Origin of the sequence: Hymenobacter psoromatis (genome assembly GCF_020012125.1) — a bacterium.
Lineage (GTDB): Bacteria > Bacteroidota > Bacteroidia > Cytophagales > Hymenobacteraceae > Hymenobacter > Hymenobacter psoromatis.
In genome coordinates this window covers 4627060-4641584 of sequence record NZ_JAIFAG010000001.1, presented here as the reverse complement: position 1 = coordinate 4641584, position 14525 = coordinate 4627060, and the positions used below count along the sequence as shown (strand labels likewise).

General features: G+C 58.7%; 13 protein-coding genes and 2 tRNA genes. 4 read left to right on the top strand and 11 right to left on the bottom strand.

Translation table 11 applies throughout. The features are described 5' to 3' along the window. Positions 1–97 precede the first annotated feature (97 nt). Entirely contained in the window at positions 98–1189 is a 1092-nt protein-coding gene (locus LC531_RS20135; RefSeq protein WP_223653490.1) for a Glu/Leu/Phe/Val dehydrogenase dimerization domain-containing protein, read from the bottom strand. A gap of 158 nt (positions 1190–1347) precedes the next feature. Here LC531_RS20135 and LC531_RS20130 point away from each other — a divergent pair, with 158 nt between their 5' ends. Further along, complete coding sequence (locus LC531_RS20130; protein ID WP_223653489.1) at positions 1348–3147, top strand: ABC transporter ATP-binding protein; 1800 nt, start codon at positions 1348–1350, stop codon at positions 3145–3147. Between the two features lie 54 nt (positions 3148–3201). Here the strand turns inward: LC531_RS20130 and LC531_RS20125 are convergent, their stop codons facing one another. After that, complete coding sequence (locus tag LC531_RS20125) at positions 3202–3681, bottom strand: T9SS type A sorting domain-containing protein (protein WP_223653487.1); 480 nt, start codon at positions 3679–3681, stop codon at positions 3202–3204. A 200-nt stretch (positions 3682–3881) separates the two neighbouring features. On the opposite strand from LC531_RS20125, the gene LC531_RS20120 reads away from it, so the two are divergent. The 3 genes from LC531_RS20120 (at position 3882) to LC531_RS20110 (ending at position 4958) form a co-directional block, all read left to right on the top strand. Beyond that, positions 3882–3955: transfer RNA gene (locus LC531_RS20120), tRNA-Pro, on the top strand. A gap of 120 nt (positions 3956–4075) precedes the next feature. Next, positions 4076–4149, top strand: a tRNA-Pro gene (locus LC531_RS20115). A gap of 68 nt (positions 4150–4217) precedes the next feature. Then, entirely contained in the window at positions 4218–4958 is a 741-nt protein-coding gene (locus tag LC531_RS20110) for a hypothetical protein (RefSeq protein WP_223653485.1), read from the top strand. A gap of 138 nt (positions 4959–5096) precedes the next feature. Here the strand turns inward: LC531_RS20110 and LC531_RS20105 are convergent, their stop codons facing one another. The 9 genes from LC531_RS20105 to atpG all read right to left on the bottom strand — a co-directional run bounded on the left by LC531_RS20105 (position 5097) and on the right by atpG (position 14439). Further along, positions 5097–5636, bottom strand: a complete 540-nt coding sequence (locus tag LC531_RS20105; RefSeq protein WP_223653478.1) for a hypothetical protein — start codon at positions 5634–5636, stop codon at positions 5097–5099. 12 nt (positions 5637–5648) lie between these two features. Further along, positions 5649–6803 carry a zinc-dependent alcohol dehydrogenase gene (locus LC531_RS20100; RefSeq protein WP_223653476.1) on the bottom strand — a complete coding sequence of 385 codons (1155 nt, stop codon included), beginning with the start codon at positions 6801–6803 and terminating at the stop codon, positions 5649–5651. A gap of 221 nt (positions 6804–7024) precedes the next feature. Continuing rightward, positions 7025–7546 carry a GyrI-like domain-containing protein gene (locus LC531_RS20095; protein ID WP_223653474.1) on the bottom strand — a complete coding sequence of 174 codons (522 nt, stop codon included), beginning with the start codon at positions 7544–7546 and terminating at the stop codon, positions 7025–7027. Positions 7547–7570: 24 nt separating this feature from the next. Next, positions 7571–9409, bottom strand: a complete 1839-nt coding sequence (locus tag LC531_RS20090) for an ABC transporter ATP-binding protein (RefSeq protein ID WP_223653472.1) — start codon at positions 9407–9409, stop codon at positions 7571–7573. A gap of 126 nt (positions 9410–9535) precedes the next feature. Then, positions 9536–10315 carry a tRNA pseudouridine(38-40) synthase TruA gene (gene truA, locus LC531_RS20085; protein ID WP_223653469.1) on the bottom strand — a complete coding sequence of 260 codons (780 nt, stop codon included), beginning with the start codon at positions 10313–10315 and terminating at the stop codon, positions 9536–9538. 37 nt (positions 10316–10352) lie between these two features. Beyond that, positions 10353–10562 carry an antitoxin VbhA family protein gene (locus LC531_RS20080; RefSeq protein ID WP_223653460.1) on the bottom strand — a complete coding sequence of 70 codons (210 nt, stop codon included), beginning with the start codon at positions 10560–10562 and terminating at the stop codon, positions 10353–10355. 63 nt (positions 10563–10625) lie between these two features. Continuing rightward, positions 10626–11264 (bottom strand): response regulator, encoded by a 639-nt coding sequence (locus LC531_RS20075; RefSeq protein ID WP_223653458.1) that lies wholly within the window; start codon positions 11262–11264, stop codon positions 10626–10628. 133 nt (positions 11265–11397) lie between these two features. Beyond that, the gene (locus LC531_RS20070) at positions 11398–13353 is read right to left on the bottom strand and encodes a tetratricopeptide repeat-containing sensor histidine kinase (RefSeq protein ID WP_223653456.1); all 1956 of its coding nucleotides are present in this window, start codon (positions 13351–13353) and stop codon (positions 11398–11400) included. Positions 13354–13536: 183 nt separating this feature from the next. Further along, entirely contained in the window at positions 13537–14439 is a 903-nt protein-coding gene (gene atpG / locus LC531_RS20065) for an ATP synthase F1 subunit gamma (protein ID WP_223653454.1), read from the bottom strand. Positions 14440–14525 lie beyond the last annotated feature (86 nt).

Here is a 14525-nt window from a genome sequence, read left to right as displayed (position 1 = left end):
GACTTTAATACGAAGAAGACGGCGGTTGAGCATGTTGGTACAGTGTGTTTTTTAATCTGAAAACGTTTGTCATTGCCAGGAGGAATGACAAACGTTTTTAATACGTCGATTTAACCTTGCCCACGGCGGCGATGCGCTCCTGGGCCTGGCGAATGGCAGCCGCCTGGGGGTGGCTGTTTTCCTGCTCGGCTTTATCAAGCACTTGCAGGGTGTAGTCGTATATTTTCTCGGTCTGGGTGAGCGCGCCCTCGCGGCTGCTACCCGTTATTTCAGCGTACACGTTGATGAGGCCGCCCGCATTTATCAGGAAGTCCGGCGCGTACACGATGCCGCGGCGCACCAGCTCGGGGCCGTGCTCGTTCTCGTTTTCCAATTGATTATTGGCCGAGCCCGCGATGACGCGGCACTTGAGCCGGCCGATGGTGTCGTCGTTAATCGTAGCACCGAGCGCGCAGGGCGCGTAAATGTCCACGTCTTGGTCATATATCTCATCCAGGCCCACGGCCCGCGCCCCGAAGCGGCTGGCCGCCGCGTAGGCGCGCTCCTCGTAGTAGTCGGTCAGCACCAAATCCGCGCCTTCTTTCTGCAAGTATTCGAGCAAATACGTGCCCACGTGCCCTACCCCCTGCACGGCCACGCGCTTGCCGGCGAGGCTGTCCGAGCCAAAGGCTTTCTTGGCGGCCGCCTTCATGCCCATGTAAGTGCCGAAGGCTGTTACGGGTGAGGGGTCGCCGCTGCCGCCCATGCTCTCGGGCAGACCGGCTACGTGCTTGGTTTCCATGCGGATGTACTCCATGTCCTTGGTGGTCATGTTCACATCCTCGGCCGTGATGTACTTGCCGTTCAAGTTGTTCACGAAGCGGCCAAACTTACGCAGCAGCGCTTCATTTTTATTCTTAATATCACCGATGATAACGGCCTTGCCGCCGCCCAGATTCAGGCCCGAGATGGCGGCCTTGTAGGTCATGCCGCGGCTCAGGCGCAGCACGTCGTGCAGGGCTTCGGCTTCGGTGGCGTAGTGCCACAGGCGAGTGCCCCCCAACGCCGGCCCGAGGACGGTGTTATGGATGCCGATAATGGCCTTGAGGCCGGTTTCGTGGTCGTGGCAATACACCACTTGCTCGTGCTGAAATTCGGCCACCTGCTCAAAAATTGAAGCCGATGCCTGGGTTGGCGCGTCGAGTACCATAGGGGGGGTAGGGGAAAAATGGGTGGGAATGGGAGGGAAGAGTGGGGCGTAACTTTGTTTAAGTAGCCGCAGCCAGTATATACGCCGTTACGGCCACAAAAGTACCCGTTTTTTTCCGGTTGTGGCCCGGTTTTCCGGTCCCTACCCCCCTTCTGCCCATGCCCACCCGCGCTCTCGCCGCCGTTAATCCGCACATTTTTCGCTACAAATGGCGTTTCCTTGGCGGTGTCTCGTTCGTGATTCTGAGCACGCTGCTGACCATTTTCCCAGCCCAGCTGGTGCGCTATTCCTTCGATTTGGTGAACGAGGGAATTGACCTCTACCACCTCTATGCCGGCACCCCGGCCCAGGCCGACGTGTACCGGCTCTTTGGGCGCAACGTGCTGTTTTACGGCATGCTCATTATCGCGCTGGCGCTGCTGCGGGGCATTTTCCTGTTTTTCATGCGCCAGACGCTCATCGTGATGTCGCGGCTCATCGAAAACGACCAGAAAAACCAGATTTACCAGCACTACCAGTCACTGCCGCTCAGCTTCTACCGCCGCCACAGCACCGGCGACCTCATGTCGCGCATCTCCGAAGACGTGGGCCGCGTGCGGATGTACCTGGGGCCGGGCATCATGTATTTTTTGCAGCTGGTGGTGCTCTTCGTGCTGGTAGTGCCGCTCATGCTGATGGTCAATGTCAAGCTGACGGTGCTCACGCTCCTACCCCTGCCGGTGCTGTCGGTCGCCATTTTCTACATCAATAATCTGATTGAGCGCAAATCGGACGAGATTCAGCGGGCGCTGGCGGCCATGACAACCTTCACGCAGGAGGCTTTTTCGGGCATTCGGGTGCTCAAGTCCTTTGTACGGCAGGAAGATTCTTACGCGCAGTTCCAGGTTTCGACTAATGAATACAAGGACAAGTCGTTGAGCCTGAATTTTGTAAACTCGCTATTCTTTCCGCTCATTCTGTTTTTGGTGGGCATCAGTACCATCGTCACGGTCTGGATTGGCGGGCAGGAGGTTATCCGCGGTACTATCACCACGGGCAGCATCGCCGAGTTTCTGATTTACGTTAACCTGCTGACCTGGCCCGTTACGGCGCTGGGCTGGACGTCCTCGCTGGTGCAGCGCGCCGAAGCTTCGCAGGCCCGCATCAACGAGTTTATGGACGTGCACACCGACCTCGTGTCGCGCCAGAACGTAGAGAAACCCATTACCGGCGACATCGTGTTCGACCACGTGTCCTTTACTTACCCCGACACCGGCATCCAGGCCCTGCGCGACGTGAGCTTCCGGGTGCAGCCGGGCCACACGCTGGCCGTGATTGGCAACACGGGCTCGGGCAAAAGCACCATCGCCGCGCTGCTTTGCCGGCTTTACGACGTGAGCAGCGGCGATATTGCCATTGATGGCACCGACGTGCGCGACTACGCCCTGACTTCGCTGCGCGAGCAAATCGGCTACGTGCCGCAAGACGTGTTTCTGTTTTCGGACAGCATTCGGAGCAATATCAACTTCGGCCTCGACCAGCCCGACGAGGAGAAAATGACCCAGGCCGCCCGCGACGCCGACGTGTACGAGAACATCATCCGCTTCCCGGAAGGCTTCGATACGCGGGTAGGCGAGCGCGGCATCACGCTCTCAGGCGGCCAGAAGCAGCGCGTGAGCATGGCCCGCGCCCTGGTTAAGGAGCCCCGCATTCTAATTCTGGACGACTCCCTCTCGGCCGTGGATACCAAGACCGAAAACGCCATCCTCAACAGCCTGCAGCGGGTGATGAAGGACCGCACCAGCCTCATCATCTCGCACCGCGTGTCGTCGGTGAAGCTCGCCGACGAAATTCTGGTGCTCGACGATGGCCAAATTGTGCAGCACGGCACCCACGCCGCCCTCATGGCCGAGGCCAACGGCCTCTACCGCGCCCTCTACGAGCGCCAGCTCCAGACGGAGGAACCTTTGGTTGAGTAAGGAGTAAGGAGAGTAATGTCGTTCTCATGCTTGAACGACATTACTCCCATTACGCTAATTACTCAATTGCACCAAACGCATGCCTTTTTTCTCGCCGGCGGTGCAGCGCACTACGTAGGGGCCGGCGGGCAGCGAGGCCACATTGAGCAGCACGGGCGAAGTGCCGACCATCACATTTTTGGTGAGCACCGGGCGGCCGTCCTTGTCGTTTACCTCGAAGCGGGTAGGGCCGGGCGCGTCGCAGCGCACGGTAAGGGTGTGGGCAATAGGATTTTGCTCCGTTCTGATTTTCAGCGCGTTGGGGTCAGCGGGAGGCGTTACCGGGGCCAGGGCAATGGGTGCAGTTGGCGCATCGGCTTCGGCCGTGCCGGCGGGGGTAGGCGCTTTGGCTGCTGCCGACTTTGCGGCGGGCTTGGAGGCAGTCGGCTTAGCTAGGGCAGAGTGGGCCGATTTAGCGACCGGGGTAGCCTTCTGCGCCAGCAGGCCCAGCGGGGCCAGCAGCAGCGCGCCAATCAGAATAGCTGATGAGTTCATAAGGGAAGTAAACAGGATGAAACACGTAGTTAGTCGGGTAAAGATAAGGCGACCGGCAGCATCCCCTACCTCCCCTTTTTAGGACTATGCGGGAAATAATGCCCTCCTGACCAGCACTTTTCGATAGGAATTGACAAAAAATCGGCTACGTCTTGCGAAAATCACCTCCCATTCCCTACCTTTGCACCTCCAAATGCCCTCGGGGTGTAGCGTAGCCTGGTATCGCGCCAGCATGGGGTGCTGGAGGTCGTAGGTTCGAATCCTGCCACTCCGACCGAGGAGCAAGTTTTGCCCCACGAAAAAGCCCCCGGCCTTCGGGTCGGGGGCTTTTTCAGGCAGGTTTACTTCATTTGGAACTCCCGCCGCGGAGCCGCCCCATCGGCCCGTTAGTTTTCGGGGTGTAGCGCAGCCCGGTAGCGCGCGTCGTTCGGGACGACGAGGCCGTAGGTTCGAATCCTGCCACCCCGACTCTTTTAAAAAAGCCCGGCCCTTCTTTAGCGAGAAGGGCCGGGCTTTTTTAATTATTTTTTCATTTTGTGTGGGAGCTGCAACTACGGGCCTTTTTTTCCTCTCTTGACGATACACCTTACTTTTTTTCTTATATGAGGAAGCGCCTTCTTATTGCAGTTTTATGTGTCGCCGCTCAGGTAAGCCAGGCGCAAACGCCCATCAAAGCGGGCACCGTGCAGTTAGGTGGCAGCGTAGGATATTTTCACCAAAATAACGACCAGCCTTATTACTATGGTAATGGCTCAGGGGGATTAAACACTACTACACAACACGTTTCAGGTAGTAATTTTTCAATAAACCCATCCGTGGGCTATTTCGTGGCGGATAACCTAGCGGTTGGAATGAATCTCGGTTATACCATGGGTAAAAACCTTGTTTCCTACGACGATGGTATCCTACCCGGAATCGACCAACGGAATAAACAACTCGTACTTGGGGCTTTTTTACAGTACTACCAGATGTTTACCGACCAGTTCGGGTTGGTAGGGACACTAAGCGCTGGGTACAGCCACGGTAGTTCGCAGTATAATTTTGCTAGTAGTAACCCCGGCAACGGTACAAGCAATGGCTTTATAGGTGCCATTACACCCAGCTTGGTGTTCTTCCCAGTGCCCAAGTTTTCGCTTGGGGCTTCCATTGGCAACTTAAGCTACAACCATATCACCGGTAAGCTAGATAGGAGCTTAATCAATACCACCTCTTCTTTCGGGGCTAATTTCGGCTTAAACTCCTTGGCTTTCAGTGGCACTTATTACTTCGGACATTAATCGCTATTAATCAGTCAATTACAACAGCGTCTGGTATTTAGCCGGGCTCTGTTAGGTTGACACTACTCCGCCCCGACATGTACTCAAAAGCCCCGCTGAACAGTTGTCCAGCGGGGCTTCTTGGTGAAAAAAGCTTAGCTAAGGCTTACCGACTGTCTGAGCAGTTCGGCGACTTGGCTTGGGCTGACGTGGCTTGTCGCTTTTGCGGGTGAGCAGCACTGTTGTGCCCGCTACAACGGCCGCAAATGCGGCCAGCTTCAGAATTAGCCCCTTCTTATCGTACTTCCACTCAATGGGATAACCCTTCTCGGCAAAAATATTGGGCACGTGGCCGTGCGCTAAGTCATCTAGCACGCCTTCCACTACGTTTACGCGGTCGGCAACTAGCAGTGGGAGCCAGTGCAGGTAGCTATTTTCGCTGTACTTAAATGCGAAGCGCCGAATAACGCCACTCAGACCACTGGGCGGCACGGAGGTACCAAACACGGCCGTAATGCCAGGGCGTTCGATGGATTGCAGCACTTCGATAGTTACGGGCTGCAGTGTGGGGCGCTTCCAGGTGTAGCCTTTGTGGTCGTCCGGGGTGCGCGTGCGCATCGGGTAAGTAGGGTCGTTTTCGGGGTCGGCGTCGATATTCCAGCCAGGGAGCTTCGACGGATTGGTGGTGATAGGTTCCATGATAGCAGCGCTTTACATCCCGGCAGTAGAGGGAATGAGGACGGTTTTGATGCAGTTGTCGAGCTTGGCGGAGAACATCCGGTAGCCATCGGCCACGTCTTCCAGTGCCAAGCGGTGCGTAATGAGTCCCTTGGGGTTAAGCACGCCGTTTTGGATGTGCTCAATGAGGCGGGGCAAGTGGCGCTTTACGGCCGTTTGGTTGGCCCTGATGGTGATGCCTTTGTTCAGCACGTTGCCAATGGGCACGAGGTTATCGGTGGGACCATACACGCCCACAATGGATACCACGCCGCCCTTGCGCACCGAGTTGATGGCCCAATGCACGGCCGTAGCCGAGCCGGCTTGCAGCAGCGTTTTGCGGCCCGTAATGGTTTGCAGGACGTTGCCGGCGGCCTCGGCTCCCACGGCATCAATGCAAACGTCGGCCCCAATCCAATCGGTTTGCTTCTTGATAAACAATACTGGGTCACCTATTTCCTGAAAATTATACGCCTCGCACTTTGAGTAATTGCGGGCGAATTCCAGCCGGTAGTCCTCTTTGTCGATGATAATGACGCGGCCGGCCCCAAACAGCCAGGCGCAGCGCGCCGCCATAATGCCCACGGGGCCCGCGCCAAATACCACCACCGTGTCGCCGGTCTGGATGCCGCCCATCTCAGCGGCCTGGTAGCCGGTGGGCACCACGTCGGTCAGCAGCACGGCATCGTCCAGGTCCATGCCCGGCGGAATGACCGTGGGGCTCACGTTGGCGTAGGGCACCCGCACGTATTCGGCCTGCCCGCCGTTGTAGCCGCCCGTAATGTGGGAGTAGCCAAAAAAACCGCCGGCCGCCGAAGCTTGTGGGGCTGCTTCGTGGCAGTTGCCAAACAAGCCCTGCTTGCAGAAAATGCACTTGCCACAGGCTATGTTGAACGGCACCAACACATTGTCGCCCACTTTGAGCTTGGTTACTTCCGAGCCTATTTCCTCGACCACACCCGTAAACTCGTGCCCGAACGTCTGGCCCACGCGCGTGTCGGGCACGTTGCCGTTGTAGAGGTGTAGGTCAGAGCCGCAAATGCAGGACCGGGTTACCCGCACAATGGCGTCCTCGGGATGCAGTATTTCGGGCATCGGCTTCTGGGTGACCCGAATTCGTCTCGGGCCGCGATATTCCATAGCTAGCATAAGTAGTCTCCTTTCTAAGCCGGGTGAAATGAACGCGCCAGCCAGTAAGTCTTTACTGACTGGCGTACTACTTAGGGGTACTCACTCTGGTGAGCCAGGGTTAAGCTACCAAGGCATATTAGCTGAAATTACGTAGTAATCCGGATTGCAATCGGCCCCAACTACGTATAAACCGCTTATTTTATAAGTGTTTCCCGTAATTTCTGCTAATTAAAGCGCTTTTATTTCACTTCTATCCGCAGTTCATCCGCCTCATTCGGCCCGAACTGCTCCAGGTAAAATGGCTCTTTGGTCAGTTTACGGTCTTTAATACCCTGCTCTACCGCGCCGTAGAGCTTACCGGGGGACAGCATAAAACTGACCCCATTCAGCCGCGCCACCACCGCGCGCCGGCCGGCCGGCACCACGCGGTAGCGCCAGCCGGCGGGCAGCGCGGCAGCCGAGTCGGGCACGCGCAGGCCCACGAAGGCCCGGATGGAATCGCGCACCGACTCGGGGTTATTGTAGTAAAGGTTGGCTAGTGGCAGGGGGGTAGGGCTGGCATCCTGGCGCAGCTTGGCCGCCCGAAATAGCTCACCAAAACGCGCATCGTCGGCCTTGCCGTGGTAGGGCTGGCCGGCCAGCAGCACGGGGGTAGGGCTGGTTTCGAGAGCCACGCTGGGAGCACGCAGGCCGCCCAGGTAGGCATAAATGCCCAAACCCAGGGCTGTGAGTAGCAGAACGAGGGGTAGGAAGAAACGCACGGGAAGTAATGAGCAGTTTTAAGGCTATTTGTCAGCTCTGTCATCAAAAAGCAATTGCTCATTGCTCATTGTTAATTGCTCATTGCCAGCATATTGCATCCGGTAGAGCTGGGCGTAGTAGCCGCCGAGGCGCAGCAGCTCGTCGTGGGTGCCGGTTTCTTTGATTTCGCCGCGGTCGAGCACGATAATGCGGTCGGCCTTCTGGATAGTGCTGAGGCGGTGGGCAATAACGAGCGCCGTGCGGCCTTCCATGAGCTTGTCAATGGCGGTTTGAATCAGCTCCTCGGTCTCAGAATCTACCGACGACGTGGCCTCGTCGAGCACGATGACGCGGGGCTCGTACACCAGCGCCCGCACGAAGCTGATGAGCTGGCGCTGGCCCACCGAGAGCGTGGCCCCGCGCTCCATCACTGGGTAGTCGAGGCCGCCGGGCAAGCGCTCGATGAAGCGCCGCGCGCCCACGAGTCCGGCCGCCTCCCAGATTTGCGCGTCGCCGATGGCATGGTTGCCGAGCGTGATATTATCCCGAATGGAGCCGGCAAAGAGGAATACGTCTTGCAGCACTACCCCAATCTGGCGGCGCAGCTGACTCAGGTCGTAGTCGCGCAGGTCGTGGCCATCCACCTTGATGTGGCCTTTTTGAATGTCGTAAAACCGACTCAACAGGTTGATAATGCTGGTTTTGCCCGCGCCGGTCGCGCCCACGAAGGCCACCGTCTGGCCCGGCTGCACGTGAAAGCTGATGTCCTTGAGTACCCATTCCGGGTCATCGGTAGGGCCATCCTGCTGATTGTAGGCAAACCATACGTGGTCGAACTCCACCTCGCCTTGCAGCTGCGGCACAGCAAGGATGCCGGTGCTGGAAATCAGGTCCTTGCTATCGAGTAGCTTGAGCAAACGCTCAGTGCTCACCAAGCCCAGCTGCAAGGTGTTGAAGCGGTCGGCAATCTGGCGGATAGGCCTAAAGAACAGCGCGTTGTACATGATAAAGGCAATCAGTTCGCCCTTCGAGATGCTGCCCGCAATCTGACCCTGCGCGGCGTACCACACCAGTAGCCCTACCCCTATCGCACCCAGCACCTCAGCCACCGGAAAATAGATGCTGTAATACAGCACCGACTTGATATTAGCGCGGGTATGTTCCTGGTTGATGGCGTTGAACTTACGGTACTCGCGGTTTTCGTTGTTGAAAATCTGCACCACGTTCATGCCCGTCAGGTGCTCCTGCACGAACGAGTTGAGCTTGGCCACTGCATTGCGCACCTCCTGAAAACTACCCTTTACTTTCTCTTTAAAGACATATGTGCTGAAGAGCAGCGGCGGAATAACCGCCAAACTGATAAGTGCTAGCTGCCAGTTAGTGTAGAACATGAACAGCATCAGAAATACGATTTGTAGCAAGTCGCCGACCATCGCCGCCAGGCCTTCGCTGAAAACGTCGGACAGCGTTTCCACGTCCGAGATGTTGCGCGTCACGAGCACCCCGATGGGCGTGCGGTCAAAAAAGCTGAGCTTGAGGCTGAGCAGGTGCCGATAGAGGTCGGTGCGGATGTCGCGCACGATGTACTGTCCCAGCCAGCCGCCATAGTAGGTTTGCAAGTAGCTCACCAGCGTGTGCACCAGTAGTAGCGCCATCAGCCAGAGCGTGGAACGGTTGAGCCCGGCCCAGTCGTTATTAGTAATATCCTGGTCCACCATGCGCTGGATGAGCGCCGGCCGCACCGTGCCGAGCACGGCCGTCGCCACGGTGAGCACAATAAGGCCGATAAATACGCCTCTGTAGGGCGTGACATAGGCCAGCAGGCGGCGTAGCACCAGCCAGTCGAAAACCTGGCCGGTTTTGGTAGTGGAAGTAGGGTCCATAAGCAGTAGGCTACTAACAAAGGTCGGCAGGTTTCGTTGCCACCGCACTCTGCCGCCTACCCCCTGTATTTGGGCTGTTTTGTACTAAGCAAAAGGTCTCCGTGAACTAAACAAGCTTTTTTATACTCAATTCGTAGTTTCTGAAGTTGAATTGGCCTCGGGCACTACGCCCGGCTCGTACTCTACCCTACTCAGGTACAGTCCCTTAGCTGGCGCGGCCCCGCTGGCAGATATCCGCTGCTGCCGCAGTAATATCTGCTGAAACTCGGTGGGCGTGAGCTTGCCACGGCCCACATCGAGCAAAGTGCCCACCACTAGCCGCACCATGCCGCGCACGAAGCGGTTGGCCCGGATGCGGAATACCAAGCCATCCGGCCCCGCGTGCCAGCCCGCCTCGGTGAGGTAGCAGACGTAGTGCGTCTCGCTACCCTTCACCTTGGAAAAAGCCGTGAAATCGAACTGACCCACCAGGTAGGCAGCGGCCTCATTCATAGCCGCCACATCGGGCGCGCGGTCTAAGTACAGCGCCTGGTCGCGCCGGAAAGGGTCGGGCCGCAGGCTTACAAAATATTCATAAGTGCGAGCCTCGGCCGAAAAGCGGGCGTTGGCCTGCTGGCTTACTTCGTGCAGACGGATGGCCCGCACATCAGGGGGTAGGGCCCGGTTGAGGCGGTAGCGCAGCAGGTCGAGGGTCATGTCGGCCGGCAATTCAGCCTCGAAGTGGGCTACTTGGTGACTAGCGTGCACGCCGGCATCGGTGCGGCCGCTGCCGAGCGAGTGCACCGGCTGGCGTAATACTTGGCTTAGCGCCTGGTTGAGAGCAGCCTGCACGGTCGGCACGCCGAGTTGCACCTGCCAGCCGCAGTAGCTGGTGCCATCGTAGGCAAGATGAATGAAATAGCGCATGGGTGGGCAAAAATAGACCCCGGCCCGTTCGCGCGGGTTAGTACATACCGGCGTAGAGCCCAGCAAAGGCCTGCTCGCGGCTTAGCTCACCCGCTACGTAGCGCTGTAGCTGCACTTGGGCGGCGGGGCTGGGCCGCTGCCCACACAGCGCCTGTACCAGCAGCGCGGTTTCTACTTCGCGCTGCCGGGCTGCCAGCACGGTAGCTGGCAGCGCGTCAGTTGGGCAAATGGAAGAATAGGCGTTCATAACTCAGAAAAGCAGCAGCGGTAGGCGGAAGGAAAGCAAGGGTAGTAAGTGTAGGGAGCTTGTTTACCAAGGCAGCAGCGACCGCTGCCGGGCCTTGGCCATAATTTCGGCCTTGGAATTGACGTGCAGCTTGCGGTACACCTGCCGAATGTGGCTGCGCACCGTGTCGAGGCTGAGGTGCAGGCGGTCGGCGATGAGCTTATAGCTCAGGCCATCTTCGATGCCGCGCACAATGTCTTGCTCGCGCGCGGTGAGGCCAGCCGCGGGGGCGGCCGGCGCGGGTCGAAAAAGCCTGATGACATGCCGGGCTACGCTCGGGCTCATAGGTGAGCCACCGGCCGCCACTTGCAGCAGGTGTTCTTTGAGCAGGGGTAGGGGGGTCGTTTTTTCGAGGTAGCCGATGGCCCCTTCGCGCAGGGCCTCCACTACCCGCGCCGCGTCGGTATATACGCTGAGCATCAGCACCTCAGCTTCGGGCAGCGCCTGCCGCAGCAGGGCCAGCCCCTCGATGCCCGAACGCCCTGGCAGGCCAATATCGGAGAGTATGAGCGTGGGCAGTACCACCAGGCCGGGCAAACTGGCCATAAATTCTTCGTGCGAAGCTGCGCACAGCACGCAGCTAAACTCCGGCTGGGCCCCGAGGTATTGGCAGAGCGCCTCCCGAATGGCCGCCTGGTCTTCGATAATGCCAAGAGTTATCACGTGAGCAAAGGTCGGCGCAAACCCTAGGCACTGGTATAGCATAAAGATGTGAAAATACTCGCGGCATAAGCTGGCAGTCAGGCCATCGAAACCATTCGGGCGGTGGTCGCCGCGCCCGGTACTCACCCGTGCTTCAGAGCGGCAGTCGCACTACTACCTCCGTGCCGGCCCCCGCGCTACCGAGCGCGACGCTGCCCCCCACGGCGGTGGCCCGCATCCGCATATTGGCCAGGCCCTGGCCGCCGGTACGCACGTGGGGGGGCAGGCCCCGGCCGTCATCCTGCACTTCCAACTCCAGGAGCCGGCCCACCCGCCGCAGGCGCACCCGCACCTGCTGGGCGTAGGCGTGCTTCACCACGTTGTGCAGCGCTTCTTTGTAGATGTAGTACAGCGCCTGGCGGGTAGCCAGCGGCACCGTCACGGCCGTCAGGCCAGGGTCGGCTCCAAAATCAATTTCGAGGCCCGCGGCCGACAGCACCTCGTGGGCATGGTCACGCAGGCGGTCGAGCAGGCTACCGGCAGAGTCGTAGCGGGCATCGATGCTCCACACGGCATCGCTCATCTGGCGGGCGGCGCGACGACTGGCCTCCGCCATCTGGTCGAGGTAGGCTTGCTGCTGCGCATGGGCGTAGCCCCCTTCGCGCAGCAGGGTACTCTGCATGGAAATCTGGGTCAGGATGCTGCCTACCTCATCGTGCAGGTCGGCGGCGATGCGCGTGCGCAGTTCCTCTTGGCGGTGGCGCTCGCGGCGGCGGTAGTGCCAGAGTAGACCCGCGCTTAGGGCTAGCACCAAGCCCGCCAGACCCGCTAGTGCCCCGGCCTGCTGGCGGTAGCGCAGGCGCGCCAGCTCTTGCTGTTGCGCCTGCAAGCGGCTGCGCTGCTGCAACAGCAGCAGCTGATGCGCTTGCTGGCTGCGGGCCGCCTGCCCTTGTAAGCCCGCTACCCGGCGCCGGGTGGCTTCGCCCGTCAGGCTATCCACGTACAAGCCGGCCAGCACCTGGTAATGGTAAGCTGAATCCCACTGGCCGCGTTGGGCATGAGCCTGGGCCAGTAGGCGGACGGCCTCCAGCGTTTCGGGGCGCAGGCCGTTGCGTAGGGTAGCTGCCAAGCTACGCTGGCTATACAGCCGGGCACTATCGGGCCGGCCAGCAGCCAGGTAGATGCGCGCCAGCAACAGCCGGGCTTGGATGGCCGACTTGTACATACCGGCTTGCTTAGTCAGCCGCAGCACGCGCACGGCCGCGCGCCGGGCGGCCTCGTGGTTGCCCTGGCGGTCTTCCATTTCGGCGATATCAAGCTGCACCGCCAGCAGGCCAGTGCTGTTATAAACGTGCTGGTAGCTCGCCGCCGCTTCAGTATAATACTGACCCGCCAGATTCCAGCGTGCCTGCTGGCGGTTCATATCGCCCAGCCCGCCATATGCGCGGCCTATTCCAATATAATCGTTTATACTTGAGCTAATGCGTAGCCCCTGGTCGAACTCCATGCGGGCCGCCTCCCATTCGCCCAGCGCCGTTTTTATCAGGCCCGACTGCACAAGCTGAAACGCTTCGGCCTTGCGGTTGTGGATGGCGCGCGCCAGCGCCAAACCTTGCATATTGGTAGCCAGGGCATTACTATAATCTCCTTTGTCGTAGTAAATGCGTGCCAGATTGTACAGCCCGCGCGTGCGGTCGTAATCACCGTGGGTTTTACTGGCCAGCCGCAACGCCTGCTGCGTGTGGTAGATAGCCGAGTCGTACTTGCTACTACCCCGGTAGTAATAGCCCAAGCTGAAATGCGCATTAAGCAATCCCCGGTCGTAGCCCAGACGCTGCGCCAAGTGCAGCGCTTGTAGGGCCAGCTGGCGTGTCTGGGCCGCTTCATTAGTGCGCAGGGCGAAGGCTAGCGCATTTAGTTGGTTTACCCGTATCGTATCGGCGGGCCGATTGGCTTGCAGCAGCTTGCTCAGGCTGTCGCGTTCGTTCGTCGGCCGGTCGGGCAACTCCGGTAGCTGAGCCGCTACGGGCTTGGTCAACACCAATACCAGCAATAACCCCAACCAACTTACCCAGCCAGCAGCAGTTCTTCCGGCAGGTAGGCGTTTCATAAGGTAAGGACTATGCAGCAGGCAGCTACCCACTTACGTACCGGTAAAGCTCGGTAATTTTTAGTTGTATCCCATCCTTAGCCAACGCATTCTTTTGCCACTCAGCCGAATCGGCACGAGCTATCACCAAAAAAGCTCAGCGGCACTACTGCTGCTGAGCTTTTACTTAACTTGTTTGCTGTCCTAGCGGCTCGCTGCCAAGGCTTCGGCCCCACCCACGATTTCGAGAATTTCGGTCGTAATGGCTGCCTGACGGGTACGATTATACATCAGCTTCAAGGACTTAAGTAGCTCGCCCGCGTTGTCGGTTGCCTTGTCCATTGCCGTCATGCGCGCGCCGTGCTCCGAGGCGTTGCTCTCTAAAACGGCTTTGTAGAGCTGAATTTTCAAGCTCTGCGGAATCAAGGTTTTAATAATCTCCTCCTTGCTGGGCTCAAAAATATAGTCGATGCTGGTCTCGGGCGCGTTGGCGCTGGGCGTACCAGCTGGCACGTTGGTAGGCACCAGCGGTAGCAGCTGCTCGGCGTTCACCACCTGCGTCGCCACGTTCTTAAACTCATTGTAAACCATTATCACCTGGTCGTAGGTGCCGGCCACGAAGCCATCCATCGCTACCTCGGCCGCCGGCCGCACCGTGTCGAAAGAGAGTTGCGCGAAGACGTGGGTGTAATCGCCCACCTGCTTCGTGCCGCGCCGCGTGTAGTAGTCGTGCGCCTTTTTGCCGATGGCCAGCAGCGTAATATTATCCTTCGGTAAGCTGGCGTAGCGCTCCTTAATCAGCGCGGCCACCCCCTTAAATACGTTGGTATTGAACGCGCCCGCCAAGCCGCGGTCGGAGGTAATAGCGATGATGAGTACCCGGCGCACCTCGCGCACCTGGCCGTACTCACTCACTACCTCGTCGGTAGTGGTGCGGGTCAGGTTGGCTAAGATGCTGGTTAGCCGCTGAGCGTAAGGCCGCATCCGAATGATATTGTCCTGAGCCCGGCGCAACTTGGCCGCCGCCACCATTTTCATGGCTTTGGTAATCTGCTGCGTGCTGCTGACGGACTGGATGCGCGAACGAACTTCTTTTAAAGAGGCCATATTGAAATTAAAATGTCATTGCGAGTAAAGCGAAGCAATCGCATCCGAACGAAATGAACGCGGGCGATTTCGTTCGGATGCGATTG

Excerpts from the sequence above, each read along its gene's own strand:
- LC531_RS20135 (WP_223653490.1), bottom strand. The coding sequence starts at position 1,189 with ATGGTACTCGACGCGCCAACCCAGGCATCGGCTTCAATTTTTGAGCAG.
- LC531_RS20130 (WP_223653489.1), top strand. The coding sequence starts at position 1,348 with ATGCCCACCCGCGCTCTCGCCGCCGTTAATCCGCACATTTTTCGCTAC.
- LC531_RS20125 (WP_223653487.1), bottom strand. The coding sequence starts at position 3,681 with ATGAACTCATCAGCTATTCTGATTGGCGCGCTGCTGCTGGCCCCGCTG.
- LC531_RS20105 (WP_223653478.1), bottom strand. The coding sequence starts at position 5,636 with ATGGAACCTATCACCACCAATCCGTCGAAGCTCCCTGGCTGGAATATC.
- LC531_RS20100 (WP_223653476.1), bottom strand. The coding sequence starts at position 6,803 with ATGCTAGCTATGGAATATCGCGGCCCGAGACGAATTCGGGTCACCCAG.
- LC531_RS20090 (WP_223653472.1), bottom strand. The coding sequence starts at position 9,409 with ATGGACCCTACTTCCACTACCAAAACCGGCCAGGTTTTCGACTGGCTG.
- truA (WP_223653469.1), bottom strand. The coding sequence starts at position 10,315 with ATGCGCTATTTCATTCATCTTGCCTACGATGGCACCAGCTACTGCGGC.
- LC531_RS20080 (WP_223653460.1), bottom strand. The coding sequence starts at position 10,562 with ATGAACGCCTATTCTTCCATTTGCCCAACTGACGCGCTGCCAGCTACC.
- LC531_RS20070 (WP_223653456.1), bottom strand. The coding sequence starts at position 13,353 with ATGAAACGCCTACCTGCCGGAAGAACTGCTGCTGGCTGGGTAAGTTGG.
- atpG (WP_223653454.1), bottom strand. The coding sequence starts at position 14,439 with ATGGCCTCTTTAAAAGAAGTTCGTTCGCGCATCCAGTCCGTCAGCAGC.